29 protein-coding genes, 3 tRNA genes and 1 other annotated feature are annotated in these 26,608 nt (G+C 27.1%); of the genes, 26 read left to right on the top strand and 6 right to left on the bottom strand.

All coding sequences use genetic code 11. The features are described 5' to 3' along the window. Positions 1-57 precede the first annotated feature (57 nt). Both RYM86_RS16595 and RYM86_RS16590 read left to right on the top strand, forming a co-directional pair. Positions 58-133 (top strand) — tRNA-Phe (locus tag RYM86_RS16595). A 1-nt stretch (position 134) separates the two neighbouring features. Then, positions 135-208, top strand: a tRNA-Cys gene (locus RYM86_RS16590). Between the two features lie 284 nt (positions 209-492). Here the strand turns inward: RYM86_RS16590 and RYM86_RS16585 are convergent. After that, positions 493-1,440, bottom strand: coding sequence for a magnesium transporter CorA family protein (locus RYM86_RS16585; RefSeq protein ID WP_315081870.1), 948 nt, complete (start codon positions 1,438-1,440; stop codon positions 493-495). Positions 1,441-1,711: 271 nt separating this feature from the next. On the opposite strand from RYM86_RS16585, the gene RYM86_RS16580 reads away from it, so the two are divergent. After that, positions 1,712-2,188: a hypothetical protein gene (locus RYM86_RS16580; RefSeq protein WP_315081869.1), complete on the top strand. Its 477-nt coding sequence runs from the start codon at positions 1,712-1,714 to the stop codon at positions 2,186-2,188. Between the two features lie 60 nt (positions 2,189-2,248). Here the strand turns inward: RYM86_RS16580 and RYM86_RS16575 are convergent, their stop codons facing one another. Beyond that, positions 2,249-3,409, bottom strand: a complete 1,161-nt coding sequence (locus RYM86_RS16575; RefSeq protein ID WP_315081868.1) for a M20 family peptidase — start codon at positions 3,407-3,409, stop codon at positions 2,249-2,251. A 163-nt stretch (positions 3,410-3,572) separates the two neighbouring features. On the opposite strand from RYM86_RS16575, the gene RYM86_RS16570 reads away from it, so the two are divergent. The 6 genes from RYM86_RS16570 (at position 3,573) to RYM86_RS16545 (ending at position 7,199) form a co-directional block, all read left to right on the top strand. Further along, positions 3,573-3,743, top strand: a complete 171-nt coding sequence (locus RYM86_RS16570; protein WP_315081867.1) for a sigma factor G inhibitor Gin — start codon at positions 3,573-3,575, stop codon at positions 3,741-3,743. A 159-nt stretch (positions 3,744-3,902) separates the two neighbouring features. Further along, the gene (locus tag RYM86_RS16565; RefSeq protein WP_315081866.1) at positions 3,903-4,580 is read left to right on the top strand and encodes a thymidylate kinase; all 678 of its coding nucleotides are present in this window, start codon (positions 3,903-3,905) and stop codon (positions 4,578-4,580) included. A 115-nt stretch (positions 4,581-4,695) separates the two neighbouring features. Continuing rightward, positions 4,696-5,028, top strand: a complete 333-nt coding sequence (locus RYM86_RS16560; RefSeq protein WP_315081865.1) for a cyclic-di-AMP receptor — start codon at positions 4,696-4,698, stop codon at positions 5,026-5,028. 11 nt (positions 5,029-5,039) lie between these two features. Beyond that, positions 5,040-5,972, top strand: coding sequence for a DNA polymerase III subunit delta' (locus RYM86_RS16555; protein WP_315081864.1), 933 nt, complete (start codon positions 5,040-5,042; stop codon positions 5,970-5,972). A gap of 3 nt (positions 5,973-5,975) precedes the next feature. Further along, on the top strand, positions 5,976-6,884 hold the full coding sequence (locus RYM86_RS16550) for a stage 0 sporulation family protein (protein ID WP_315081863.1): 909 nt from the start codon (positions 5,976-5,978) through the stop codon (positions 6,882-6,884). A 144-nt stretch (positions 6,885-7,028) separates the two neighbouring features. After that, a complete protein-coding gene (locus tag RYM86_RS16545; RefSeq protein ID WP_003369634.1) occupies positions 7,029-7,199 on the top strand; it encodes a DUF362 domain-containing protein in 171 nt (56 codons plus the stop codon). A gap of 173 nt (positions 7,200-7,372) precedes the next feature. Here the strand turns inward: RYM86_RS16545 and RYM86_RS16540 are convergent, their stop codons facing one another. After that, the gene (locus RYM86_RS16540; protein WP_315081862.1) at positions 7,373-8,011 is read right to left on the bottom strand and encodes an MBL fold metallo-hydrolase; all 639 of its coding nucleotides are present in this window, start codon (positions 8,009-8,011) and stop codon (positions 7,373-7,375) included. A 190-nt stretch (positions 8,012-8,201) separates the two neighbouring features. Here RYM86_RS16540 and RYM86_RS16535 point away from each other — a divergent pair, with 190 nt between their 5' ends. From RYM86_RS16535 to RYM86_RS16510, 6 genes are all read left to right on the top strand, one after another. Next, complete coding sequence (locus RYM86_RS16535) at positions 8,202-8,657, top strand: CtsR family transcriptional regulator (protein ID WP_315081860.1); 456 nt, start codon at positions 8,202-8,204, stop codon at positions 8,655-8,657. Between the two features lie 14 nt (positions 8,658-8,671). Further along, the gene (locus tag RYM86_RS16530; RefSeq protein ID WP_315081859.1) at positions 8,672-9,247 is read left to right on the top strand and encodes a UvrB/UvrC motif-containing protein; all 576 of its coding nucleotides are present in this window, start codon (positions 8,672-8,674) and stop codon (positions 9,245-9,247) included. Next, complete coding sequence (locus RYM86_RS16525; protein ID WP_315081858.1) at positions 9,231-10,244, top strand: protein arginine kinase; 1,014 nt, start codon at positions 9,231-9,233, stop codon at positions 10,242-10,244. Before RYM86_RS16530 ends, RYM86_RS16525 begins: the two co-directional genes overlap by 17 nt. 36 nt (positions 10,245-10,280) lie before the next feature. Beyond that, positions 10,281-12,719 (top strand): ATP-dependent Clp protease ATP-binding subunit, encoded by a 2,439-nt coding sequence (locus tag RYM86_RS16520; protein WP_315081857.1) that lies wholly within the window; start codon positions 10,281-10,283, stop codon positions 12,717-12,719. 500 nt (positions 12,720-13,219) lie between these two features. Beyond that, complete coding sequence (locus RYM86_RS16515; protein WP_315081856.1) at positions 13,220-14,155, top strand: FAD-dependent oxidoreductase; 936 nt, start codon at positions 13,220-13,222, stop codon at positions 14,153-14,155. Positions 14,156-14,159: 4 nt separating this feature from the next. Next, on the top strand, positions 14,160-14,387 hold the full coding sequence (locus RYM86_RS16510; RefSeq protein ID WP_315081854.1) for a glutaredoxin domain-containing protein: 228 nt from the start codon (positions 14,160-14,162) through the stop codon (positions 14,385-14,387). A gap of 246 nt (positions 14,388-14,633) precedes the next feature. On the opposite strand, the gene RYM86_RS16505 is transcribed toward RYM86_RS16510, so the two are convergent. Then, positions 14,634-14,861, bottom strand: coding sequence for a glutaredoxin family protein (locus RYM86_RS16505; protein ID WP_315081852.1), 228 nt, complete (start codon positions 14,859-14,861; stop codon positions 14,634-14,636). Positions 14,862-14,929: 68 nt separating this feature from the next. Then, positions 14,930-15,097 (bottom strand): hypothetical protein, encoded by a 168-nt coding sequence (locus tag RYM86_RS16500; RefSeq protein ID WP_315081851.1) that lies wholly within the window; start codon positions 15,095-15,097, stop codon positions 14,930-14,932. Positions 15,098-15,363: 266 nt separating this feature from the next. Here RYM86_RS16500 and radA point away from each other — a divergent pair, with 266 nt between their 5' ends. Continuing rightward, positions 15,364-16,731 carry a DNA repair protein RadA gene (gene radA, locus RYM86_RS16495; RefSeq protein WP_315081850.1) on the top strand — a complete coding sequence of 456 codons (1,368 nt, stop codon included), beginning with the start codon at positions 15,364-15,366 and terminating at the stop codon, positions 16,729-16,731. Positions 16,732-16,748: 17 nt separating this feature from the next. Continuing rightward, positions 16,749-17,813, top strand: coding sequence for a DNA integrity scanning diadenylate cyclase DisA (gene disA, locus RYM86_RS16490; protein WP_315081849.1), 1,065 nt, complete (start codon positions 16,749-16,751; stop codon positions 17,811-17,813). A gap of 44 nt (positions 17,814-17,857) precedes the next feature. Here disA and RYM86_RS16485 read toward each other — a convergent pair whose 3' ends face one another. Next, positions 17,858-18,256: a DUF1573 domain-containing protein gene (locus RYM86_RS16485; RefSeq protein ID WP_315081847.1), complete on the bottom strand. Its 399-nt coding sequence runs from the start codon at positions 18,254-18,256 to the stop codon at positions 17,858-17,860. Between the two features lie 262 nt (positions 18,257-18,518). Between RYM86_RS16485 and RYM86_RS16480 the strand changes: the two genes are divergently transcribed. From RYM86_RS16480 to RYM86_RS16440, 9 genes are all read left to right on the top strand, one after another. Continuing rightward, positions 18,519-19,613, top strand: coding sequence for a PIN/TRAM domain-containing protein (locus tag RYM86_RS16480; RefSeq protein WP_315081846.1), 1,095 nt, complete (start codon positions 18,519-18,521; stop codon positions 19,611-19,613). An 18-nt stretch (positions 19,614-19,631) separates the two neighbouring features. Beyond that, positions 19,632-20,306 carry a 2-C-methyl-D-erythritol 4-phosphate cytidylyltransferase gene (ispD, locus tag RYM86_RS16475; protein WP_315081845.1) on the top strand — a complete coding sequence of 225 codons (675 nt, stop codon included), beginning with the start codon at positions 19,632-19,634 and terminating at the stop codon, positions 20,304-20,306. 68 nt (positions 20,307-20,374) lie between these two features. Beyond that, positions 20,375-20,554 (top strand) — a binding site (T-box leader). A 75-nt stretch (positions 20,555-20,629) separates the two neighbouring features. Continuing rightward, on the top strand, positions 20,630-22,342 hold the full coding sequence (locus tag RYM86_RS16470) for a proline--tRNA ligase (protein WP_315081843.1): 1,713 nt from the start codon (positions 20,630-20,632) through the stop codon (positions 22,340-22,342). A 19-nt stretch (positions 22,343-22,361) separates the two neighbouring features. After that, positions 22,362-23,774 (top strand): cysteine--tRNA ligase, encoded by a 1,413-nt coding sequence (cysS, locus tag RYM86_RS16465; protein WP_315081841.1) that lies wholly within the window; start codon positions 22,362-22,364, stop codon positions 23,772-23,774. A gap of 48 nt (positions 23,775-23,822) precedes the next feature. Continuing rightward, on the top strand, positions 23,823-24,248 hold the full coding sequence (locus tag RYM86_RS16460; RefSeq protein ID WP_252214956.1) for a Mini-ribonuclease 3: 426 nt from the start codon (positions 23,823-23,825) through the stop codon (positions 24,246-24,248). A gap of 4 nt (positions 24,249-24,252) precedes the next feature. After that, positions 24,253-25,101, top strand: coding sequence for a 23S rRNA (guanosine(2251)-2'-O)-methyltransferase RlmB (gene rlmB / locus RYM86_RS16455; protein WP_315081840.1), 849 nt, complete (start codon positions 24,253-24,255; stop codon positions 25,099-25,101). A 22-nt stretch (positions 25,102-25,123) separates the two neighbouring features. Then, positions 25,124-25,636, top strand: a complete 513-nt coding sequence (locus RYM86_RS16450) for an NYN domain-containing protein (protein ID WP_315081839.1) — start codon at positions 25,124-25,126, stop codon at positions 25,634-25,636. Between the two features lie 86 nt (positions 25,637-25,722). After that, a complete protein-coding gene (sigH, locus tag RYM86_RS16445; protein ID WP_315081838.1) occupies positions 25,723-26,343 on the top strand; it encodes an RNA polymerase sporulation sigma factor SigH in 621 nt (206 codons plus the stop codon). Positions 26,344-26,420: 77 nt separating this feature from the next. After that, a tRNA-Thr gene (locus tag RYM86_RS16440) sits at positions 26,421-26,496 on the top strand. Positions 26,497-26,608 lie beyond the last annotated feature (112 nt).

Raw genomic sequence — 26,608 nt, 5'->3', positions numbered from 1 at the left:
GCGCCGAAGGTACTGCACGGGAGACTGTGTGGGAGATTAGGACGTTGCCAGGTAAATGGCTCGATAGCTCAGTCGGTAGAGCAGAGGACTGAAAATCCTCGTGTCACTGGTTCGATTCCAGTTCGAGCCACCATGGCGCTATAGCCAAGTGGTAAGGCAGAGGTCTGCAAAACCTTTATCCCCAGTTCAAATCTGGGTGGCGCCTCCATTAAAACCTTGAATTATCTGATTCAAGGTTTTTTTGTGTTTAAAAAATAAAAAACAAAAAATTATCCACAAAAAATAAAATTATCAATAAAGTTATCAACAATTTACTTACAAAATGTATATAAAATATATTTTTATGTGGATAATTTATAGAAAAATATTTAGATTATAAAAAGAGAATGTAAATATAGAAGGATATTGTGTTAACTGTACTCTAAAAGTAATAAAAATAAAAAAGAACCTATATAATAGGCAAGAAAAATGTCTATAAATATAGGATCCATCTTAATTAAACATATCTTTTTTATATAAAATGAATGCTACTATGAAGCATATTCCCAGTGTTAACATCATAACTACTGAGAATGCATGAGGATTACCATCAGATAAAGGTAACATAACATTCATACCAAATATTCCACTTATAATAGTAGGAATTGCCATCAGTATAGTTACGGAAGCTAATACTTTCATAACTATATTTAAGTTATTTGAAATAACTGAAGCAAAGAAGTCCATTGTACTAGCTAAAATATTGCTATATATTTCTGTCATTTCTATAGCTTGCTTATTTTCAATGATAACATCTTCTAAGACATCTTTATCTTCTTCGTACTTTTGCATAATTTCTAATTTTAACATTTTTTCTAAGGTTATTTCATTAGCTTTTAATGAAGTTGAGAAATATACAAGAGATTTTTCTAATGAATGAAGTTGAATAAGTTCTCTATTCTTCATAGATTTATGTAATCTTTTCTCGATCATTAAACTTTTTTTATCTATTTGTCTTAGATAAAGTAAGTAATAAGTAGATATTCTATTTAGTATTTGCAATATAAACCTTGATTTTTTAAATGTAAAAAATGATTTTATTCTAGCATTAGCAAAGTCAGTTATAATTTTACTGTTTTTTAAACAAATAGTAACTAATAATTTATCACTATGTATTATAGCTAATGGATAAGTATCATATGTTAAAGAGTTTTCCTCCATTTCTGTGAATGGTATATCAACTATAACTAATATAGCGTCATCCTCAATATCAATTCTAGATGTTTCTTCATCATCTAGTGCTGCCTTTAAAAAATCAATAGAAATTCCAGTTTTCTTTGATACAAGAATTAATTCTTCTTCAGATGGAGCTACTATGTTTATCCAACAACCATTTTCAATACTATCAATAGGTTTTAAACTTGAATCGAATTCACTCTGACTTTTATAAATTTGAATCAATAAAATCACCTCCAAATATCTTTATTATACTATTATAATAAAGATATTACGAATATACTATAATAATAAATTAAAAAGAGAAACTAGCTATTAAAATTTGAAAATGGTATTAAAACATAGAAAACATGTAATTAAAAACCTACAATTAATAGTATTCTAAGAATTATAGAGAATATAAAGAAATATAGCGTTATTTCAATATAGCTTTATATTTAAAAGCTTAGTATAATCATAATGTTATTTTAATTTTAAAGTATGGGGGAAAATATTAATGCATAAAGAGGTAGTCATAAGAAAGAAGGCACCTGTTATAGCGATAGTATTACTTATAATTACAGCAATGTTGTATTTATATCAAGGAATAAGTATTCTAGGGATAAAAAATATAAGGCTTGTTAAATTTTATAATATGAGCATTGTGTTTTTAACTTTAAGTATAATATTTTTTGAGATAATGAAATGCAGAATATCATATAAGTATTCGATTATAGCGAACAAGCTTATTATCAATAAAATTTTTCATAATAATGAAAAGAACCTAGAAAGTATAAATTTAGCTGATATCGTGTATATTGGGAAAAGTAATTACATAGCAAAAGAATATATTGTAAAGAATAAGGGGAATTACTCTTGCGGAATGATTAATAAGAAGAAATATTGTTGTATATACAAAAGAGAGAATGTTTATTATAAATTTAGTTTTAATCCCAGTGATAAACTTATAAGAAGATTAAATCTTAATAGTTAATTTGTAAGAGACAATTGTGTTTACTATATAAATAAAGGTACTCTATTCGAGTACCTTTATTTATATATTTTTATTCTTAAAAAAATCGTTCTTTACCTCATTAAGAAGATTTTCATTTTGAATTAAATCCATTCCTGTAAATGCTAATGCTAATGAGGTATTTTTACATTGTTTAAATGCAAATTCTGATTGAGTAGCTTTAGCAAAATCTTTTGTTCCATATTTAATGTTAGGATTATCAGTTATACATATATATGGGTGTATACAAGGAACTCTATGACTGACATCTCCTAGACTTAATCCTGCATATATATCACGAGATTCACCAATGTCTATTATTCCGTTTTCTTTTAGGTTATGGCTAAATAATCTATTAAGAGTTCTATTGCTTATTAATTCTTTATTTGATGGTTCATATAAAGAAGTAGTATATTCTAAATTTGTTAATTCTGAAATATATCTTGCGATAGTTCTAAGTTTATTATCAGCCCATTCAGCAGTCTTGTAATCTTTACCTCTAATATAAAATTTGGCTTCTGCTTCTGCTGGTAGAAGTAAAGGTGTATATCCTCCTTTAGATAAAATTGCATTTATTTCTAAATCTTTAGGAAAGCCCTTTTGAAGAGAATTTAATATATTTAAATTTAATAACACTGCATCTAGTGCTGTATAAGTATTTTGATTTAAAAAAGTTAGTCCATCTTTTCCTTTATATTGTATACTTAATGGAATTATTGCTGAAGATGTTCCACTTTCACTTGTTAGTACATCTGGATGAGCAAGCATAACAACGTCTATATCATCAAAAACACCTTGCCTAGTCATAACAGATTTAGTTCCACCTAAATATTCACCGGGACATCCTATTACTACAACAGAACCTCCTATTTTATCTATGATACTACCTAATGCTACTGCAGCACCTATTGATATTGTACTTAAAGCGTTATGTCCTGTTATATGTCCATAGTCTTTAACAGCATCATATTCACTTAAAAAACAGATTTTAGGATAACCAGTTCCCTTTTTACAAATAAAAGAATTGGATATATCTAAAAAATTCTCATTAACTTCAAAGTTATGTTTGTTTAATAAATTACAAATATATTTTGAAGATTTAATTTCAGAATAACTTTCCTCAGGATTATTATATAAATAAGAACTTAAATCCTTAAGTTCTTGCTCACAAGTACATAAAAATGAAATTATTTCTTTCTTCATATTTCAACCCTCCAAATTATTATTTAATATTATTTTTTCCAACTATTAAAAAAATATTTGTTTATTGAAATTAAAAGAAAAAATATATAATCATATTTAAGATTAAAAAATTTATATATGGAAATAATTAAGCTAAAAGATACATTAGGGGGTATAGATAATTTTGGAGAATAAAGTATGTTTTTTATGTGGTAAAAAAGAAGGTAGTGGTATAATATTAAAAGGAGAAAAGATATGTTCTCATTGTGAATGTGAACTTACAAATATTAGCATTGTAAATCCTAAATATCATTACTTTAAAGAAAAAGTTAAAAATATTTTATTTAAAAAATAAAAATTAAATTTTTACTTTATTAAGATTTATTAAAAGCTATATTTAATTATATAGCTATTTTTATTTTGGAAAGATTTTAGAAAATTACATTAAAATATAATTTTCAATTTAGAGTTTATATAGAAACTAAGAAATTAATTATTACGGGGGAAATTCATTATGACAAAAGGTAAATTAATTATAATAGAGAGTGGATCAGATGCTTCAGGAAAAGCTACTCAAGCTAAAAAATTATATGAGAGGTTATTAGCAGAAGGATATAATATAAAAAAGGTAACATATCCCAATTATGATAGTCCAGCTTGTATGCCAGTTAAAATGTATTTAAGTGGGGAGTTTGGAAATAAGCCAGAAGATGTAAATGCATATGTAGCATCAACTTTTTATGCTATTGATAGATTTGCTTCATATAATATAGAATGGAAAGAATTTTATAATAATGGTGGAATAATTATTGCAGATAGATATACAACTTCTAATATGGTACATCAAGCAGTAAAAATGGATGAAAAAGAAAAAGATAAATATTTAGATTGGCTTTATAATTTAGAATTTAATTTATATAAGCTTCCTGTTCCAGACTGCGTAATGTTTTTAGATGTTCTACCTGAAATAAGTCAAAAATTAATGAAAGATAGAAATAATAAGTTTACAGGCAAAAAAGAAAAGGATATACATGAAAATAATAAGGATTATTTAGCTAAATCTTATTATAATTCTTTAGAAATAGCAGATAGATATAATTGGGATAAAATAAAATGTAATGATGGTGATAATTTAAAGACAATAGAAGAAATCCATGAAGAAATTTATAAAAATGTTAAAAACTATATATAATAATTTAAATTAGTATTTTCATAAATTAAGAATAGAAATATTTATTTATATAATATAAGTATAGATTTATGGTAAAATGATATCAAGAATAATATGAATTAGAGGTGGATAGTAAATGAAATTAGTTATTGCTATAGTACAAGATGAAGATGCAATAGATGTGTTAGATTCATTAACAGATAATGATTTTAGAGTAACTAAACTAGCTACTACGGGTGGATTTTTAAAAGCAGGTAATACTACTTTAATGGTTGGAGTTGAAGAAGAAAAGCTTGACCAAGCATTAGATGTAATTAAAGATGTATGTAAAAAAAGAAAAGAAACAGTAATAGCTCCGACACCTTTAAGTAGTAATGAGGGTGGATATATTCAACAATGTCCTATGCAAATTACTGTAGGTGGAGCAACTGTATTTGTTGTAGATGTTGATAAATTTATAAAAATATAAGGAGAATAGCATTGAGAGAAATTATTGGTCATGAAAGAATTATTAATGGATTTAATCTAAGGAAAAGAAGTAATACTTTTTCTCATGCTAATTTAATTATTGGTGATGATGGGATTGGAAAAAGTTTAGTTGCAAATTATCTTGCAAATGGTATATTAGGATTAAAGGGCGATAAGGAGTTTGTAGACATTATAAATTATTACCCTTTATCTTCTTCATTTGGAGTAGATGATATAAGAAATATTATAGCTGAAGTATCTAAGAAACCTTTTGAAAGTGATAAAAAAGTTTTAATACTTCATAAGTGTGAAAAGATGACTATTCAAGCTCAAAATGCATTGTTAAAAACTATAGAAGAACCTCCAATGGGAGTGCATTTAATACTTCTTAGTGAATCACTAGAATTAATCTTAGATACTATAAAATCACGTTGTCAAACTTATAAGTTAACACCATTATCTAAAGAGGATATTAGTAAGTATATAGAGAGTAAATATTTTGATATAAGTATAGAAAACAAAAAGGCAGCTTTGGCATATAGTCAAGGTATTCCAGGAAAAGTTGAAAAATTTATAGAAGATGATAAATTAAATGATTTAAGAAATATATTATTAGAATTATTGTGTGATTTAGAAAATAATAAAGAGAATTTTGTTTTAAAATATAGAGAGATATTAGCTAGTTATAAAGATAAACAAAGTGAAGTCTTAAATATATTAATTTCATATATAAGAGATATTATGTTTTTAAAGGAATTAGATTCTAATGATTTAGTTGTAAATTTTGATAAACTTAAAGAAATAAGAGATATATCAATGAGAATGTCTTATAAAAAGCTTAATTATATGTTAGAATACATAAAAGAAGCAAGAATTAGTTTAAATAATAACACTAATTATTCAATGACCATAACGGTATTGCTTATGGGATTTGCGGAGGTATAATTGATGATAAAAGTTATTGGAGTAAGGTTTAAAAAAGCGGGAAAAATTTATTATTTTGATCCAGTAAACTTTGCTGTTAAAAAAGAAAATTATGTAATAGTTGAAACTGCTAGAGGAATAGAATTTGGCCAATGCGTCATAGGAATAAAAGAGATATCAGAAGATGAAATAGTATCACCTTTAAAAGAAGTTATAAGAATAGCTGATGAAAAAGATATTCAAAAGCATAAGGATAATAAGGGTAGAGAAAATGAAGCTTTAGAAATATGTTTAAAAAAGATACAAGAACATGGATTAAAAATGAAATTAATAGATGTAGAATATACATTTGATAATCATAAAGTCATATTCTATTTTACAGCAGATGGAAGAGTAGATTTTAGAGAATTAGTTAAAGATTTAGCTACTATATTTAAGACTAGAATAGAATTAAGACAAATAGGTGTAAGAGATGAAGCTAAAATGATAGGCGGTCTAGGACCTTGTGGAAGACCAATGTGTTGTTCTACTTTTTTAGGAGACTTTGCATCTGTGTCCATTAAAATGGCTAAAGAGCAAAATCTTTCTTTAAATCCAACTAAGATATCAGGAATATGCGGAAGACTTATGTGTTGCTTAAATTACGAACAAAGCACTTATGAAGATATTAGAAGAAGACTTCCTAAAGTTGGATCGATAGTTGAAACTATTGATGGAAAAGGTGAAGTAATAGGTAATTTAACAGTAAAAGAAAGCGTAAAAGTTAAATTAAAACGTGGAGACGAAGAAGTAGTTGACATATATAAAATAGAGGATGTTAAATTAATATCTGGAAGTTATGAAGGTTCAATAGATAATTCAGATATTAAATTAGAAATTGAATCTGAAGAAGATAAAAAGTTGATAAAAGAGTTGATAAAAGAAGAAAATTAGAGAAGTATGGAGAAAAATTTCTCAAATAGCCTATATATTAGAGCATTAAATTGATACTTTTATCACAAAATACTTTTAAAACATTAAAATACATGATAAAATTGTAGATGGTTAATTATCATACAATTTTAGGAGGTGTTTTTAATGGCATTTGTAATTAATGATTCATGTGTTAGCTGTGGAGCATGCGCTGGAGAATGTCCAGTTGATGCTATAAGCCAAGGAGATGCATACTACGTTATTGATGCAGATACTTGTATCGATTGCGGTAACTGTGCTAATGTTTGCCCAGTTGGTGCTCCAGTTCAAGAATAGTAAAAAAGATCGTCTATAGACGGTCTTTTTTTATACCTAAAATCATAAATTTTTTAATATAAGACTATAAGAAAAGTTAATTAAAAATAAAAAAGCTATCATTTAGAATTTTAAAATAAGCTCAAACTCTTATAATGTTACTTTTAACTAAAAGTATCATCTCTAAATAGATCTTAAGGTGGAGATAATAATAATACGGAATTTTCCTTATAAAGTTTTAAATCATCACTAGTTAAGGTATTGGAGTTTATTTTTTCAACATTGTTCATAGAGATTAAAAAGTTTTTAGCATCATCTAAATAAAGCATAGATTTAAAAGTTTTATAATGAATTGGTATTATATACTTTGGAGAAATCAATTTGCTTATTTTAGCCCCCTCAGTACCATTTAATGTGAAATGACCTCCTATTGGAACAAACAAAATATCTACATTTTCTAATTTAGTAGAAATCAAATCTAAAGGGATATGTCCTAAGTCTCCTAAATGACAAATTTTCAACTTATCTAATGTAAAAGTATATATTATATTAGGTCCTCTTTTTAAACCATTATATTTATCATGAAAAGAAGAAAATCCCTCTATATGGATGAAATCAAGATCAAAAACACCAGTAGTATTAATAATTTTTACATTATTATCATTTTCCTTTAAAAATGAATGATCAAAATGATTATGACTCATTACTATAATGTCAGAGTGAAGAAAATTATTATTATATCCTATAGAATCATCAAATGGATCTATGAGTATTCTTTTACCATTATTACTTGTTATTAAAAAACAAGAATGTCCATACCAAGTTAATTTCATAATATAAATTCCTTTGAAAAAATATATAAATTTGTATATTAAATATATTGAACATTTAGTAAAGTTTTATTCATATTTTAATAAAATAAATTATAGTGTTTTAAATTATAATATAAATATAGTATAATAACTACAAAGTCAAAGTAAGTCAAAAACAAAAATATAAACTGATGTTTAGGTAGGTGAACTTATGGCAAAACTTTCAGATATAATTGAAGAATTTATAAAAGAAATGTTTAATGATAGTGTGGATAATATGGTTTTAATACAACGAAATGAGTTAGCTGATCAATTTAGATGTGCACCATCACAAATAAATTATGTTTTAACAACTAGATTTACTTACAATAAAGGTTATTTAATTGAAAGCAAGCGTGGTGGCGGTGGCCATATTATTATAAAGCAATTAGACAATGGTAGTTCCAGCAGAAGAGAGGAGATAATAAATCAAAGTATAAGTAATACAATAACATATCATAATGCTGTAAATATAATAGATAATTTATTTGAATCTGATATTATTACAGAAAAAGAATGTGAACTGATGAAAATAGCTATAAATGATAGAACTTTAATTTCAGTTGAAAATAGAAATAAAATAAGAGCAGATATTTTTAAAGCAATGATTATGGTTATTTTATCTTAAGAGGTGGGGATTATATGTTGTGTGAAAAATGTAAAAAGAATGAGGCTAAAATTAATTTGGTTAAAATAGTAAATGGGGAAAAAAATGAGATTTGGTTATGTGAATCTTGTGCTAAAGATATATCAGATATACCATTTGTAAATTCTTTAAATGAAATTGGTGGATTACAATTTGAAAATATATTAACAGGATTTTTAAATAATCTTGGTGATAAAAAAACAAAACCAAAAGAACTTGTTTGTCCAAAGTGTAAAATGAATTACTCTGAATTTGAAAAAACAGGTAAGTTAGGTTGTGGAGAATGTTATAATGTATTTTTTGAATATATAAAACCTATAGTAAAGAGAATTCACGGAAATGTAAAACATGTAGGAAAAATTCCTAAATTTGATGGAGAATCCTTAATTAAAAGAAAAAAGATAATAAAGTTAAAGCAAGATTTACAAAATGCTATTAAATTAGAAGAATATGAAAAAGCAGCTGTGTTAAGAGACGAAATTAAAGAATTAGAAGAATTCATATTCATTAATAGCAAAGATGACAAGGTGTTTTTGGTTAAGGAGGAAAAAGGTAATGAAAAATTGGATTAATGAAGAATGTAATAAAGAAGATATAGTTATAAATAGTAATATTTCTTTATCTAGAAACTTAAAAGAAAAGCCTTTTTCTAATAAATTAAATGAAATAGAAGCAAGGGAAAATGCGGGATTTATTTATCAAATTGTGAAAAGTGAAATTAAAGATGAATCTTGTATTTATCAGTTATGGAATGAAGATAAGGAATTAATAAATAGCTATCTAGATAAGCAATTAATAAGTAAAGAGTTAATAAAAAATAGAGATAAAACAGCATTTATTTTAAATAGTGAAGAAACTTTAAGTATTATGATAAATGAGGATGATCACTTAAAGTTAAAGTGTATAACTGCAGGATTTGATTTGGAGACTGCATTTGATAATATAACAAAACTTGATGATAAAATAGAAAAACGAGTTCATTATGCATTTGATGAAAACTTAGGATATCTAACTACGTCTCCTACTAATTTAGGAACAGGAATGAGAGCATATGTTAATATTCATTTGCCCGCTTTAAATTTTAATGATGAAATAAGTAATTTTAGCAAGGGACTAACTCAAATAGGTATGGATATGAAAGGCCTGTATGAAGAAGGAAATAAAGCCTATGGGAATATGTACAAAATATCTAATCAAGTTACATTAGGATTAACTGAAGAAGAAATAATTGATAACCTAAAAGGTGCAGTGTTAAATGTTATTTCAGAAGAAAAGAAATTTAGAGAAGTTTTATTAACAAAGTGCAAATATGATATAGAAGATAAAGTATTTAGAGCATATGGAATTTTAACATCAGCTATTTTACTAAGTGAAAAAGAGTGTACTGAATTATTATCTAGTGTGAGATTTGGAGTTGAATTATCTTTATTAGATATTTCAAAAAATAAGTTAAATAAATTATTAGTATATACTAGAGATTCATCACTTCAAAACTATTTAAAAAGAAAACTTTCAAATAAGGAACTTAATTATGAAAGAGCTAAATTTGTAAGATCAATATTAGCTTAAACTTAAATAAGAATATAAGGGAGGGATTTTTTAAGTATGGATTTTAATAAATTTACAGAAAGAACTCAATCAATAATATTAGAAGCACAAATTGAATCACAAGAGTTTAAACATGGATATGTAGGTACAGAACATTTATTATTGGGTTTAGTAAAAGAAAAAGGAAATCAATCTAAGATATTAAATGAATTTGGTATTGATGCTGAAATAGTAAGAGATATGATAAGTAGATATTTAGGCTATGGTGAATTACAAATGCCTGAAGATGATATATTATTGACACCTAGAGCAAAAAGACTTCTTGATGAAAGCTTTGTAGAGGCTAAAAAATTTAGTCATAAAAATGTTAGTCCAGAACATATATTAATGGCATTGCTTAATCAAGAAGAAGGAATGGCATATACTATATTAAAAAATTTGAAATTAGATTTTAAAGAAATAAAAGATAAATTATTTGTATTTTTAAATGGTCAGTATGTAGATGAAAATGAAGAAGTTAAATCTCCAAGATCAGAAAAAACTAAAACTCCTATGTTAGATAAATACGGACGAGATTTAACTCAGTTTGCAAGAGATGGTGGATTAGATCCTGTTATTGGAAGAGATTCAGAAAATCAAAGAGTTTTAGAAATATTATGTAGAAGAATAAAAAACAATCCTTGTTTAATAGGTGAACCTGGAGTTGGAAAAACAGCAGTAATTGAAGGGTTAGCACAAAGGATTGTAGAAGGTAATATCCCTGAAATACTAAGAGATAAGAGAATTGTTTCCCTTGATTTAACAGCATTGCTTGCAGGTGCTAAATATAGAGGTGAATTTGAAGATAGATTGAAAAAGGTAATGCTAGAGATAGAAAAAGATAAAAGCATTATAATATTTATAGATGAAATTCATACAATAATAGGTGCCGGAGCAGCTGAGGGTGCAATAGATGCTTCAAATATATTAAAACCAGCGCTTTCTAGAGGACAAATTCAATGTATAGGTGCAACAACTATAAATGAATATAGAAAACATATAGAAAAAGATTCTGCTTTAGAAAGAAGATTTCAACCTGTTAATGTTGGTGAGCCGTCAAATGATGAAACACTAATAATAATAAGGGGATTAAGAGAAAAGTATGAAGAACATCATAATGTTAATATTACAGAGAAAGCATTAGAAGCTGCTGTTGAGTTATCTGATAGATATATTACAGATAGATTTATGCCAGATAAAGCTATTGATTTGATTGATGAGGCATGTGCCAAAGTTAGAATAAAAAATTTAATTCCACCTGCTAATTTAAAATCAATGGAAGATAAAATAAAAGAAACAACTAAGGAAAAAGAAGAATGTATTAGGGTTCAAGATTTTGAAAAAGCAGCAAATATGAGGGATATTGAAAATAATTTAAAAGAAGAATTAGAAGCACTCAGAAAAGAGTGGAGTGCTTCTAATTCTAATAAATCATTAAATGTAGATGAAGAAGATATAGCAGAAGTTGTATCAGCGTGGACTAAAATACCCGCTAAAAAACTTACAGAAAAAGAAAGTGAAAAATTACTAAAACTTGAAAATATATTAGAAAAAAGAGTTATAGGTCAAACAGAAGCTGTTGAATCTATAGCTAAGGCGGTAAGAAGAGCTAGAGTTGGAATAAAAGATCCTAATAGACCAATTGGAACATTTATATTTTTAGGACCTACAGGTGTTGGTAAAACAGAACTTTCAAAAGCATTAGCTGAAGCTATGTTTGGAGATGAGAATAGCATAATAAGAATAGATATGTCTGAATATATGGAAAGTAATTCAGTTTCTAAATTAATAGGTTCACCTCCAGGATATATAGGATATGACGATGGAGGTCAATTAACAGAAGCAGTCAGAAGAAAGCCTTATTCAGTAGTGCTTTTAGATGAAATTGAAAAAGCTCATCAAGATGTATTCAATATATTGCTTCAAATTATGGAGGATGGAAGACTTACAGATTCTCATGGAAAAGTAGTTAATTTTAAAAATACTATAGTTATAATGACTTCTAATGTAGGTGCACATCAAATAAAGAAACAAAAAGCAATTGGGTTTAATACAAGTATTGATGAAAATTCAGAATATGAAAAGATGAAAGACAATGTTTTAGAAGAATTAAAGAGAAGCTTTAAACCAGAATTTTTAAATAGAATAGATGATACAATAGTATTCCATAAATTAAAAGAAGATGATCTTTTAGATATAGTTGATTTAATGTTAAAATCTATTACTAAAAGACTTAAAAATAAAAATATACACTTAAACTTTGAAAAAGATAGTAAAAAGTTCTTAATTAACAAAAGAGTTGATTTAAATTATGGAGCAAGACCATTAAGAAGAATTATTACTAAAGAAGTAGAAGATAAATTAAGTGAAGAAATTCTTTTAGGTAATATAAAAATTGGAGATAGAATTAAAGTAAATGAATCAAAAGATAATTTAATATTTACAAAACTAGATTAATAATTTTAAAAAGTTATCTTAAAATAAGTTAATGTGTTTAGGTGCATTATTGGTATTTTTAAGATAGCTTTTTTATTCTTTAGGAAATTATGAAAATCTTAGATCTGTGGATAATTTCTAGAATACTGTATTTTAAAGGTATGATGAGTATCTCTAAAGAATAAAAAAATAATCATATGCCGCACCATTATTCCTACACTACGTTTGGAAAGGGTACATGGCTAAAAAATCGCTGGCTCTAAAGTCGCCTAGGCGATTTTGTTCTTTGGATATGTTTTGGCAAAGTGTTCATTGCATATATAAACACATATTAAAAATATAAGTTTTTATTTATGAATTAATAGATTGAAATAATACTTATTTGTTAATAGTATTTATTAATTAGAAATTATATGATAAAATTATAAATATAATAATTATTACAAGGGAATAATTAATTTATAGAGTTTTAAATAAGCTTATGCTAGATAGAAGTTTATTTAAAGATAAGAGGTGAATTTATGGCTAAACAAGAAAAAGAAATAGATTTAATAGTAGTTGGTGCAGGTCCAGCCGGATTAGCTGCAGGAATTTATGGTGGTAGAGCAAAATTAGATATGATAGTCTTGGAAGAAAAAATTATAGGCGGGCAAGTAAGAAATAGTTATACTATTGAAAATTACCCTGGATTTCAAAAAATATCAGGAACAGAGTTAGCAGATATTTTTCAAAAGCAAGTTGAGTCATTAGGAGTAACTATAGACGAGTTTGATTTAATAGAAAATGTAGAACTATCTGATGATGAAAAAATAGTAGAAACTGAAAGTTATATATATAAACCTAAAGCTGTAATAATTGCAACGGGAGCTTCGCCTAAAAAATTACCAGTTCCTGAAGAAGCAAAGTATGAGGGTAAAGGTGTTCATTATTGTGCAGTTTGTGATGGTGCCATGTATGAAGGCAAGCGAATAGGAGTTGTAGGCGGAGGAAATTCAGCTTTAGAAGAAGCTATATTTTTAACTAAATTTGCTGAAAAAGTTTTTGTAATTAGAAGGCATGATTATTTTAATGGAGAAAAATCTTTAATAGAAGAAGTATTAAATCATCCTAAAATAGAAGTTTTATTTAATGAAGATCTAGTTCACTTAAGCGGGGATAATTTTTTAGAAGAAGTAACTATTAAAAATAAAAATACAGATGAATTAAGTACATTAAAACTTGATGCAATTTTTGGGTATATTGGAACAGAACCTAAAACAAATGGATTAGATAAATATTTAAAATTAAATGATTATGGATATATAATTACAAATGAAGATATGGAAACTAATATAGCGGGTGTGTATGCTGTGGGTGATGTGCGTGAAAAGAAATATAGACAAATAACTACAGCAGTTTCAGATGGAACAATAGCTTTATTAAATGCTGAAAAATACGTAGTACAAAAGGAGAAATAGTAATATGATAAAAATTTATTCAACATCATGGTGTCCTGCTTGTATAAAGGCAAAGAGATATTTTGATATAAAAGGATTAAAATATGAAGAAATAAATGTTGCAGATAAACATGAGGATAGAGAAGAGGTATTTAAAGCGTCAGGTCAAAGAAGTGTACCAGTAATAGATATATCAGGAAATATAATAGTAGGATTTGATAAAAAACAAATAGATGAGTATGTAAATCATTAGGATTAAAGAATGGAATTTAAAATTATTAGTATATATTTTAGTATAAAACTAATAAAAAAATAAATTTTATAAGTTAAAAATTATAATAGTTATTTTTGAATTTTAAATTAATATTTTTTAAAAATAAAATATAAAATGATTTTTATATTTTATTAAAATCAATAGAGATTTATATAAGAACAAAAGACTTGGAAAATACAATTGTTTATGTATTGCCAAGTCTTTTACATATTTATGAATATAAATTTATTTGTTTAAGGCTTCATCTATAGATGATTTATCAAATCCAATGATAATAGTATCATCTATATCTAATACTGGTACTCCCATTTGTTTGGACTTTTTAACCATATCTTCTCTAGCAATCATATCTTCTTGAACATTTAGTTCTTCAAAATCAACACTTTTTGATTTCAAGTAATTTTTAACTTTAACACACCACGGGCATGAATCTGTAGTATAAATTTTTACCATGATAACACTCCTTAATTAATAATAACTATTATTTAAAATATTATAATACTTAAGAAATAATATAGCAATCACTTTATTATATTATTATTTTCTAAATTAGAGTTTAAAACTAAATTAGAAAATTCATTTTGAGAATATGTATTATCAAAATTATGTTGAAAAACATGCTCTTCATTATCTCTTAATATATTTTTAGAAGGAAGTGTAACATTATTAAAAGAATCTTTAGTTATCATATTATCATCTCCTTATTTATACAAATAGTTTTCGTAATGAATTGATTATTTATACAAAATAGGATTTTAAATTGATAATAAAATTTAATTCGAATATAATACTAAATTTAATTACTAAATTTGGACAATACTATTAATAAATAGCAGTTTATTAAAGTTGTTGATTATAATTTTACTTAAAAGTCATAATTAATATTAAAATTTATGTTATTATAAAATTATTAATGAATATAGTAATTGAATCTTAAAACAAGAAAGGAATTTGTATGGCTAAAATAAAATCTACATATATATGTCAACAATGTGGATATGAAGCTCCTAAATGGTTGGGGAAATGTCCATCATGTAACAACTGGAATACTTTTAATGAAGAGATAAAGGATGATAGTAAAGTAGTAACTTCGTTAAAAGCTAATAACATAGTGCAAAATAACCAGCCTAAAAATATAAGGGATATAAAATCTGGAGAAAAAGAAAGATATGATACAGGAATAAAAGAACTTAACAGAGTTTTAGGTGGAGGATTAGTTAAAGGATCTTTAACTTTAATTTCAGGGGACCCTGGAATAGGAAAATCTACACTGCTATTACAAACGGCAAATAATATAGCTATGAAATATGGTAAAGTTCTGTATGTCTCTGGAGAAGAATCAGAAGAACAAATAAAAATTAGAGGAGATAGACTAGGTGTAAATAGTGAAAATCTATTTATAATATCTGAAACAAATTTAGATGCTATTTCAATATATATAGAACAAATTAATCCTAATTTTGTTATAATAGATTCAATTCAAACTGTATTTAAAGAAAGTGTTTCTTCAGCACCTGGTAGTGTATCTCAAGTAAAAGAATGTTCAAATACTATTATGAGAATGTGTAAAGGTAAAAACATACCATTTTTCTTAGTTGCACATGTAACTAAACAAGGTGAATTAGCAGGTCCAAGAGTTTTAGAACATATGGTTGATACAGTTTTATATTTTGAAGGTGAAAGAACAGAAGAATATAGAATTTTAAGAACCATGAAGAATCGTTTTGGAACTACTAGTGAAATAGGCGTATTTGAAATGCAACAAGAAGGCTTAGTAGAAGTATTTGATCCATCAAAAATATTTTTAGAGGATACTAGTGCTAATCAAGAAGGCTCTGTAGTTGTTGGAGTCATGGAAGGTACTAGACCTATCTTAATAGAAATTCAAGCATTGGTAAGTGAAACTAAAGCTCCAATGCCGAGAAGAACAGCTGTTGGAATTGACAATCAAAGATTGAGTTTAATATTAGCAGTTTTAGAAAAGAAGCTAAAAGTATTTTTCTATAATAAAGATGTATATGTGAATGTAGTAGGCGGACTTAATATAGATGGAACATCTGCAGATTTAGGCTTAGCATTGGCTTTAATATCTAGTGCAAAATCTAAGGAGTTTAAATTAGATAAAACATTGATGGTAGGAGAAGTGGGATTAACTGGAGAAATAAGACCAATATCAGCGGCCGAACGATTAGTAAAAGAAGCTGAAAAACTTGGATTTAAAAACGTAATAATTCCTGAAAGAAATTTAGATAAAATAAAAACAGAGAATATAAAAGTAATAGGTATTAGACATTTAATGGAAGTAATAAACAAGATATTTTGAGAAAAACAGGTGAGTGTATGAGATTAGAAAAGGGAATGAAAATAAAAGATACTTTAAAAATTATGTGCCCAGGCACTCAACTACGAGAAGGGCTTGAAAATATCCTTAGAGCTAAAACGGGTGGATTAATTGTAATTGGAGATAATAAAGAAGTAATGGATACAGTTGATGGTGGATTTACTCTTAATTCTGATTATAGTCCATCATATGTTTATGAATTAGCTAAAATGGATGGTGCAATAGTAATTAGTGAAGATTTAAAAAAAATTGTATGTGCTAATGCTCAACTTATACCAGATCCTTCAATTGTAACTCATGAGACTGGTACTAGGCATAGGACTGCGCACAGAATAGCGAAGCAGACTAATAATATAGTAATTGCTATATCTCAAAGAAGAAATATAATAACTGTATATAAAGGTGATATAAAATATGTTTTAAGAGATAGTAGTGTAATTTTGGCTAGAGCCAATCAAGCTATTCAAACTTTAGAAAAGTATGTTTCTGTATTGGAAAGAGTAATTAACAACTTAAATCTTTTAGAGTTTCAAGATTTAACAACTTTATTTGATGTTGTTACTGCAATTCAAAGAACTGAAATGGTAATGAGAATAGTAGAAGAAATAAATATGTATATCTTAGAGCTAGGAAATGAAGGTAGACTTATATCTATGCAACTTAATGAGCTTGTTAAGCATATAGAAAGAGATGGAATATTATTAATAAGAGATTATTGCAAAGAAGAATTTGAATACAATGAAGTATATGAACAAATACAAAAATTAAGTGCAACTGAACTTTTAGATTTAGATGCAATTGCAAGAGTTTTAGGTCATGCTGGAGATTCACTTGTAGATACGCTTATATCAGCTAAAGGGTATAGAATATTAAGTAAAGTTCCTAGAATACCATCTACTGTAATAGAAAATTTAATTAAAGAATTTAAAGAATTAAATAATGTTATAGAGGCCGATATCGATGAACTTGATATTGTTGAGGGAATAGGAGAAGCAAGAGCAAAAGCAATTAAAGATGGGTTAAAAAGAATAAGAGAACAAATTCTTTTAAATAAAAAGATATAAAAGTAGAAAATCGGTATTACCACAAAAGGTAAACCGATTTTTTATTATCTAAAAACAAATTTTCCAAGTGTATTTATTTTGTCATATTCTTTAAGCAAAACATCGTATAAATTTATATCTAGATTATTGCATAAAGAAGTAAGATAAAAAAGATTATTACCAATTTCTCTTTCTATGATTTCACGACAATTTTCACAAAGTTCACCACTTAAATGAGATGCTAAGTAGGTAGATAAGTCGTCAACAGATTTATCTTCATTTAATGGATTTTGTTTAGAAGCATTAATATTTATACATCCACAATTTGTAACAGATTTTGCAACTGCTCTATTAATTCTAGAACTAGATTCACTATATTTAGTAAGTATATCTAAGATACTTTTATGTCTTAACAAAGAATCATTTACAGAGTTTTGAAAATCATCAAATATTATATCTTTCATACGCCTCAACTCCTTAAGATAATTTAATTTTACTTTAAGTAATTATAAATATTTTCAGACTATTTCATTAATATGGGATTAAGATTTGGAATACATGTATATAATACAGAAGAATTATATTAATTGATAGGGGGCATATTTAAGTAAACTTAATAAATTATTCATTTTAGATATATATATAGTGTGATATAATTAATAATAGTTAATATATAGAAATGAATTAGTATGTATTATTGTAACAATTTAGGAAGGGGTGAGATATTTGTTAAAAAAGATTATAAGAGGAATTTTTTCAGCTATAGGTTTATTAGTTGGTTATATCATAGCAAAATCTTTGTTAGATATACCGAATATTAAGGAAATTAAATATTTATCTACATTAACAGGTTCCATAACATTTATAACTATTATATCGTTATTATTTGGAATTATATTATATATTGTATCTCCAATTATATATAAAGCTATTTTTAATTTGGTTGAATATATAGAAAAGAATATTCAAAAACTTACATTAATTGAAATTATTTGTGGAGTATTAGGAGCTATTATAGCTTTAATATTAATGAGCTTTATTGCAAAGCCGATAAATGGAATAAATGATAAGTTTGGACCTATGTTATTTATATTTTTAAATATAATATCAGCGATAATAGGTGCAGATATATTAGTTAAGAAAAAAGATGACATAATAGCATTACTTTCTAATATAAGGAAAAATACAGGTAAAGAAAAGAAAGCAAAAGGCAATAATGTAAAAGGTGTAGCAAAAGTGTTAGATACATCGGTTATAATTGATGGTAGAATATTTGATATTTGTGAAACAGGTTTTATAGAAGGTCCTTTAGTAATTCCTAACTTTGTCTTAGATGAATTAAGACACATATCAGATTCTTCGGATTCTTTAAAGAGAAATAGAGGAAGAAGAGGATTAGATATATTAAATAGGATACAAAAAGAACTTTCAATTGAAACACAAATTTGGGAAGGCGATTTTCCTAAAATAAGTGAAGTAGATAGCAAACTATTAAAACTTGCACAAACATTGAACGGAAAAGTAATAACTAACGATTATAATTTAAATAAAGTTGCAGAATTTCAAGGAGTACCTGTGTTAAATATAAATGAATTGTCAAATGCGATAAAGTCAGTAGTTTTACCAGGCGAGGAAATGCATGTAGATATGATTAAGGACGGTAAAGAATCAACTCAAGGAGTAGGATATTTAGACGATGGTACTATGATAGTTGTAGAGGGCGGTAAAAAATATATTGGTCAAACAATTACTGTTATAGTTACATCAGTTTTACAAACTGCTGCTGGAAGAATGATATTTGCTAAACCAAAGGATAATTAAGAAAAGGAGCTTTTCTATATGGTTAGTGCAATAGTAGTAGCTGGTGGAAGAGGTAAAAGAATGGGCACTGTTCAAAGTAAGCAATATCTTAATTTGAATGGTAAGCCCATTCTTTATTACACCATTAAAAGTTTTTTAGACTGTAAATTAGTAGATAACATTATATTAGTAGTGCCATCTCACGAGATGGATTATTGTGAGAAGGAAATACTAGAAAAGAATTCTTTAAAAATTAATAAAATTGTGGCTGGAGGAAATGAACGTTACGATTCTGTATATAATGGGTTAATTGAAGCAAAAGGATCAGATATTGTGTTAATTCATGATGGAGTAAGACCTTTTGCATCAAAGAAACTAATAGAAAATGCTATAAAATGTGCAGAAAAGTATGGTGCAGCAGCACCAGGAGTTATGCCTAAAGATACAATAAAAATTATAGATAGTAATAGGTTTTCTCTTGAAACACCTAATAGAAGTGAGTTAGTATCAGTTCAAACACCTCAAGCATTCAAATATGATTTAATATATGGCTGTCATAAAAAAATAAAAAATGAAGATGTTAATATTACAGATGATACTATGGTTGTAGAATATTTCGGAAATAAGGTTTATATATACGAGGGCGAGTATACAAATATAAAAATTACTACTCCTGAAGATCTTATTATTGGCGAATATCTAGTAAATAGATAGCTTATAGATAATATATTGACAGTCAAATTACAAAAAGTTATAATAAATTAAGTTAATTTTAAAATTACATAAAAACTTTGATGAAGAATAGTAGAAATCACCTTTAAGAGAGAAAATCCTTGGCTGTAAGATTTTCAATAGATTTTGAACCAGCTTTGGAGTAATAGGTAAAAACTATCGGTTTAACACCGTTATCATTATTAGAGAACAAATTTAGGTGGTACCGCGATTATAAGTTCGCCCTAAGATATAGGGTGGACTTTTTTTATTATTTTTAAAGCCACTTTAATATAAAAAAATAATATATTGGAGGAAGTTTAACTATGAAAATGTCTAACATGTTAATATCTACACTAAGAGAAGTTCCAGCAGAAGCAGAAATTGATAGCCATAAGCTTATGCTTAGATCAGGAATGATAAGAAAAATGGCATCAGGAATATATAATTATATGCCATTAGGTCTTAAAGCATTAAAGAAAGTTGAAGATATAATAAGAGAAGAAATGAATGAAGCAGGAGCTCAAGAATTTTTAGCTTCAGCTATGATTCCAGCAGAATTATGGCAATCATCAGGTAGATGGGATGCTTATGGCGCTGAAATGTTTAGAGTAAAAGATAGAAATGAAAGAGATTTCTGTTTAGGACCTACACATGAAGAAGTATTTACTGATATAGCTAAAAATGAAATTAAATCTTATAAGCAATTACCAGTTAATTTATATCAAATTCAAACAAAATATAGAGACGAACGTAGACCAAGATTTGGTGTTATGAGATCAAGAGAATTTGTTATGAAAGATGCTTATAGTTTTGATAAGGATCAACAAGGATTAGATGAGTCATATAATAAAATGTATGAAGCATATGTTAAAATTTTTAATAGATGTGGATTAGATGCAAAATGTGTTGAAGCAGATTCAGGAGCAATTGGAGGATCAAATTCAGCAGAATTTATGGTTAAATCAGAAGTTGGAGAAGACGATATTGTTTTCTGTACTGAATGTGATTATGCAGCTAACATTGAAAAAGCAACTGCTAGATTAGAAGCAGTTGAAAAAGAAGAATTAATGGAAGTTGAAAAAGTAGCTACTCCTGATAGTAGAGGAATAGATGAAGTATCAGAATTCTTAAATATATCTCCTAAAAAGACAGTTAAAACTTTATTATATAATGTTGATGGAAAAATAGTTGCTGTATTTGTAAGAGGCGATAGAGAAGTTAATGAAGTTAAAGTAGCAAATGCTTCAAATGCCTCAGGAGACATAGAAATGGCTTCTCATGAAGAGTATATGAATGCAACTAGTTGTGGAATTGGATTTGCAGGACCAATAGGAATAAAGGCTGATTTAATATTGGTAGATAAAGAAGTTAAGAATATGCATAACTTTGTAACAGGAGCAAATGAAACAGGATATCATATTAAAAATGTAAATTATGGACGTGACTTTGAAGGTACAGCTGGTGACTATAGAAATGTAGTAGAAGGAGAAGCATGCCCAACATGTGGAGGAAAGCTTACAATTTCTAGAGGAACAGAAGTTGGTCATATTTTTAAATTAGGAACTAAGTATTCAGAAGCAATGAATGCTAAATTTATAGCTGAAAATGGAAAAGAAGCTCCATTCATAATGGGATGCTATGGAATAGGTGTTACCAGAACTATGGCATCTATAATTGAACAACATAACGATGAGAACGGAATAATATGGCCATTATCTGTTGCTCCATACCATGTTTCAGTAATTGCTGTAAATGTTAAAGATGAAGAACAAGTAAAAATAGCTACTAAACTTTATGAAGATTTAAGAGCTATGGGTGTTGAAGCATTATTAGATGATAGAAATGAAAGAGCAGGAGTTAAGTTTAAAGATTCAGAAATAATGGGAATTCCTATGAGAGTAACAGTAGGAAAGAAAATTGTTGATGGAGAAGTTGAATTTAAACTTAGAAATGATGATATGCAAGTAGTTAAAATAGATGAGATTTGTCAAATAGTAAAAGGAGAATTTAATAAAAATAATATAAAATTAAGATAACACAGGAGGTTGAAAGTTAATGAGGATATTTAATACTTTAACGAGAAAAAAAGAAGAATTTATCCCTATTACTCCAGGGAAGGTCAAAATGTATGTTTGTGGCCCAACAGTATATAATTTCTTTCATATAGGAAATGGAAGAACATTTATAGTATTCGATACAATCAGAAGATATTTAGAGTATAGAGGATATGACGTTAAATTCGTTCAAAATTTTACAGACATAGATGATAAGATGATAAAAAAAGCTAATGAAGAAGGTACAACTGTAAAAGAAATTGGAGATAAATATATAAAAGAGTATTATGAAGATGCTGATAACCTTCAAATAGAACGGGCTACAGTTAATCCTAGAGCTACTGAATATATACATGATATTATTGAATTTGTTACACAATTAATTGAAAAAGGTTATGCATATGAAGTTGAAGGAGATGTATATTTTAATACTAAAAATTTCAATAATTATGGTAAATTATCAGGTCAAAGTATAGAAGATTTACAAATGGGTGCAAGCAACAGAACTTCATCTGTGGCAGGTGAAAGAAAAAAAGATCCTATGGATTTTGCTATATGGAAAGCTAAAAAACCAGGAGAACCAGCTTGGGAATGTCCTTGGGGAATGGGAAGACCAGGGTGGCATATAGAGTGTTCATGTATGGCGAAGAAAATACTAGGTGATACGATAGATATTCATGCGGGTGGTATGGATTTAGCATTTCCACATCATGAAAATGAAGTTGCTCAAAGTGAAGCTTTAACAGGAAATAAGTTTTCAAATTATTGGATGCACTCAGCATATGTAAATATTAATAACCAAAAGATGTCTAAGTCTTTAAATAACTTCTTTACTGCTAGAGATATATTAAAAGAATATGATTCAGATGTTATAAGATTTTTTATGATGTCAGCTCATTATAGAATACAAATAAACTTTAGCAAGGATTTATTAGATTCTGCAAAAGCATCAGTAGAAAGACTTTATAATGCAATAGGTAATTTAGAAAACTTAATTGATGAAGTTTCAATAGAAACTATGAGAGAAGAAGAAATTAAATATTTAGATTCTTTAAACAAATATAGAGAAAAGTACATTGAAAAAATGGATGATGATTTTAATACAGCGGATGCACTTACTGTTTTATTTGAATTAACTAAAGATACTAATACAAATATAAATGTAAATTCATCTAAAGAATTAATTAATAAAGCATTAGAAATTATAAGAGAATTAGGAGCACCATTAGGTCTACTTCAAAAAACAACTAAAGGTAGCTTAGAAGATGAAATAGAGTCTCTAATAGAGCAAAGACAAGATGCAAGAAAGAATAGGGATTTTGCCTTAGCGGATAAAATAAGAGATGATTTAAAAGATAGAGGAATTGTTTTAGAAGATACACCTCAAGGTGTTAGATGGAAAAAAATAAATTAAATTAGATAGGGCTGCAAATTGCAGCCCTTATTTAAAGGAGCATAAATTATGTTAGATGATTTAAAAATAAGGGAATTTAGTGAAGCAAATGTAAGAATGTTAAATCCTCTTCAATTAGCGATAATAGGAGATGGAGTGTATGAAGTATTTATAAGGACGTATATTTTATCTGAAAATGAAGGTTTAAGTGCTAATAAAATTCATAGAAAAGCAATCAGTTATGTAAAAGCTCAAGCACAATCAAGTATTATGCATAATTTAGAAGAATACTTAACTGAAGAAGAGCTTAGAATATACAAAAGAGGAAGAAATGCAAAATCTGCGACAGTTCCTAAAAATGCTGATGTTAGAGATTATAGAATGGCAACTGGATTTGAAGCATTAATAGGATATTTATATCTAATAGGAAATAAGGAAAGATTAGAATTTATGTTACAGAAAAGTGTTGTAGTTTTAAATGAAAAAGAGGTGTAATTGAATGAGGGAAAATACAAAAGTAGGTAATAAGAGAGAAAACAAGAGAGATAATAAAAGAGAAATCAATAAAAATAGAGTAGCTGATAATAATTCATATGATAATGGTTTTGAGGAAAGAGAAGATATAATAATCGGAAGAAATGCCGTTTTAGAAGCTTTAAAAACTGAGAGAACTATAGAAACTCTTTATATATCTAATTCTAAATTGGAGGGATCAATAAATGCAATAATATCAAAAGCAAAGGACAAAAAGATACTAATAAAAGAAGTTGATAAAAGAAAACTAGACTCTATGTGTAATAATGCAGTTCACCAAGGTGTTATTGCAAGAGTAACTCCATATGAATATTCAGAAGTATCAGATATTCTAGAATTAGCAGAAAAAAAAGGTGAGAATCCATTTATAGTAATTTTAGATGAAGTAGAAGATCCACATAATTTAGGATCTATTATCAGAACAGCAGAATTATTTGGAGTTCACGGAATAATAATACCAAAAAGAAGAAGTGCGTCAGTAACAACTATGGTTTATAAATCTTCAGTAGGTGCTATAGAACATGTAAAAGTAGCTAGAGTTACAAACTTGAATTCAGTAATAGATGAATTAAAAGAAAAAGGAATTTGGGTTTATGGAACAGATATAAGAGCAGAAGAATATAGTTATCAAACTGATTTTGGTGGTCCATGTGCTATTATAATTGGTAATGAAGGAAAAGGAATATCAAAATTGACATTAAAAAAATGTGATAAATTAATCAAAATACCTATGGTAGGCAAGATTAATTCTTTAAATGCTTCTGTAGCAGGTGGTATAATTATGTATGAAGTATTAAAAGGTCGTTTAAAGTAGAATGAATTAAGAGGTAACTATTGTGAAAATTATTTTTGTTGATGGATATAATGTTATAAATAGTTGGCCAGATTTAAAAATAAAAAAGAATTATAATTTTGATGGTGCCAGAAGATCGTTAATAGACACTATGCATAATTATGGGGCTTATAATGATTGTAAAGTAATAATCGTTTTTGATGCTCATAAAGTATCAGGTAGTATTCAAAAAGTAGAAGCAGTAAATAAAAATTTATCAATAATTTTTACAAAGGATGGAGAAACAGCAGATAGTTATATAGAAAAAGAAGTAAATTTATTAGGACGAAAATATGAAGTTATTGTTGTCACATCTGATTGGTTAGAGCAGCAAACTATTTTCCAAAGAGGGGCAGTAAGAATGTCATCTTTAGAATTTTACAATGAAGTTTTAGATGTAGAGAATTCTATAAGAAAAAGGAAGAATAAAAGTAAAATTTCAGATAAAAACATACTTAGTGATAATATTGATTTGGAGATATTGAAAAAATTAGAAAAAATAAGAAGAAGTGAGTAAATTTAATTGACTAAGATATTTTTACTGCGTTATAATTGTTTACATAGGATATACAGTGATTATAATGAGAAAGTTGAGAGTGAATATTGGGTGAGTTTTTAGAGTTTAAAGATAAATTAGATGAAGAAGTTGTATTAGAAGCTAAAAATGGAAATACTAGAGCACAAGAATATATGATTTCCAAATACAAAAATTTTGTTAAGGCAAAAGCAAAATCTTATTTCTTAATAGGGGCAGATAGAGAAGATATATATCAAGAAGGTATGATAGGCCTATACAAAGCAATAAGGGACTTTAAAGCTGATAAATTAACTTCATTTAAAGCTTTTGCAGAGTTATGTGTAACAAGACAAATTATAACTGCAATTAAAACTGCAACTAGACAAAAACACATTCCTTTAAATACTTATGTTTCATTAAATAAACCTATTTATGAAGAAGAATCAGAAAGAACATTATTAGATGTTTTATCTGGGATAAAAATTTCAGATCCTGAGGAACTTTTAATAAATAAGGAGCATATGGATGACATTGAAGCTGCAATTGCTAAAGTATTGTCTGATTTAGAGCTAGAAGTTCTTATGTCATACCTAGATGGAAAGTCTTATCAAGAGATTGCTTGTGATTTAGATAGGCATTCAAAATCAATTGATAATGCATTACAGAGAGTCAAGAGAAAGCTTGAAAAATGCTTAGGTATAAAGTAGTTAAATTATATTGACAAACAAAACGAATAATAGTAAACTTTATAATTGGTATATCAAGAAAATGTCAAGATATGAGTGCTCACGTAGCTCAGTAGGTAGAGCGTCGCCTTGGTAAGGCGGAGGTCGTCGGTTCAATCCCGATCGTGAGCTCCAATTATAAAATAAAAAACACTAGGCAAAGTTTATTAAAGGATAAGAGGAGGAATTTAGAATGTCAAAAGAAAAATTTGAGAGAAGTAAACCACACGTAAATATCGGAACAATT

Origin of the sequence: uncultured Clostridium sp., from assembly GCF_963527835.1 — a bacterium.
GTDB lineage: Bacteria > Bacillota > Clostridia > Clostridiales > Clostridiaceae > Clostridium.
Note: the sequence above shows the minus strand (reverse complement) of the source record. Positions and strands in the feature narration are given on the sequence as shown.

Coding starts and splice junctions, on each gene's coding strand:
- RYM86_RS16515 (WP_315081856.1), top strand. CDS start 13,220: ATGGCTAAACAAGAAAAAGAAATAGATTTAATAGTAGTTGGTGCAGGT.
- rlmB (WP_315081840.1), top strand. CDS start 24,253: ATGAGGGAAAATACAAAAGTAGGTAATAAGAGAGAAAACAAGAGAGAT.
- RYM86_RS16550 (WP_315081863.1), top strand. CDS start 5,976: ATGATAAAAGTTATTGGAGTAAGGTTTAAAAAAGCGGGAAAAATTTAT.
- RYM86_RS16535 (WP_315081860.1), top strand. CDS start 8,202: ATGGCAAAACTTTCAGATATAATTGAAGAATTTATAAAAGAAATGTTT.
- RYM86_RS16545 (WP_003369634.1), top strand. CDS start 7,029: ATGGCATTTGTAATTAATGATTCATGTGTTAGCTGTGGAGCATGCGCT.
- RYM86_RS16500 (WP_315081851.1), bottom strand. CDS start 15,097: ATGATAACTAAAGATTCTTTTAATAATGTTACACTTCCTTCTAAAAAT.
- cysS (WP_315081841.1), top strand. CDS start 22,362: ATGAGGATATTTAATACTTTAACGAGAAAAAAAGAAGAATTTATCCCT.
- RYM86_RS16540 (WP_315081862.1), bottom strand. CDS start 8,011: ATGAAATTAACTTGGTATGGACATTCTTGTTTTTTAATAACAAGTAAT.
- RYM86_RS16510 (WP_315081854.1), top strand. CDS start 14,160: ATGATAAAAATTTATTCAACATCATGGTGTCCTGCTTGTATAAAGGCA.
- RYM86_RS16505 (WP_315081852.1), bottom strand. CDS start 14,861: ATGGTAAAAATTTATACTACAGATTCATGCCCGTGGTGTGTTAAAGTT.
- RYM86_RS16470 (WP_315081843.1), top strand. CDS start 20,630: ATGAAAATGTCTAACATGTTAATATCTACACTAAGAGAAGTTCCAGCA.
- RYM86_RS16520 (WP_315081857.1), top strand. CDS start 10,281: ATGGATTTTAATAAATTTACAGAAAGAACTCAATCAATAATATTAGAA.
- ispD (WP_315081845.1), top strand. CDS start 19,632: ATGGTTAGTGCAATAGTAGTAGCTGGTGGAAGAGGTAAAAGAATGGGC.
- RYM86_RS16580 (WP_315081869.1), top strand. CDS start 1,712: ATGCATAAAGAGGTAGTCATAAGAAAGAAGGCACCTGTTATAGCGATA.
- disA (WP_315081849.1), top strand. CDS start 16,749: ATGAGATTAGAAAAGGGAATGAAAATAAAAGATACTTTAAAAATTATG.
- RYM86_RS16485 (WP_315081847.1), bottom strand. CDS start 18,256: ATGAAAGATATAATATTTGATGATTTTCAAAACTCTGTAAATGATTCT.
- RYM86_RS16530 (WP_315081859.1), top strand. CDS start 8,672: ATGTTGTGTGAAAAATGTAAAAAGAATGAGGCTAAAATTAATTTGGTT.
- RYM86_RS16575 (WP_315081868.1), bottom strand. CDS start 3,409: ATGAAGAAAGAAATAATTTCATTTTTATGTACTTGTGAGCAAGAACTT.
- radA (WP_315081850.1), top strand. CDS start 15,364: ATGGCTAAAATAAAATCTACATATATATGTCAACAATGTGGATATGAA.
- RYM86_RS16565 (WP_315081866.1), top strand. CDS start 3,903: ATGACAAAAGGTAAATTAATTATAATAGAGAGTGGATCAGATGCTTCA.
- RYM86_RS16460 (WP_252214956.1), top strand. CDS start 23,823: ATGTTAGATGATTTAAAAATAAGGGAATTTAGTGAAGCAAATGTAAGA.
- RYM86_RS16560 (WP_315081865.1), top strand. CDS start 4,696: ATGAAATTAGTTATTGCTATAGTACAAGATGAAGATGCAATAGATGTG.
- RYM86_RS16525 (WP_315081858.1), top strand. CDS start 9,231: ATGAAAAATTGGATTAATGAAGAATGTAATAAAGAAGATATAGTTATA.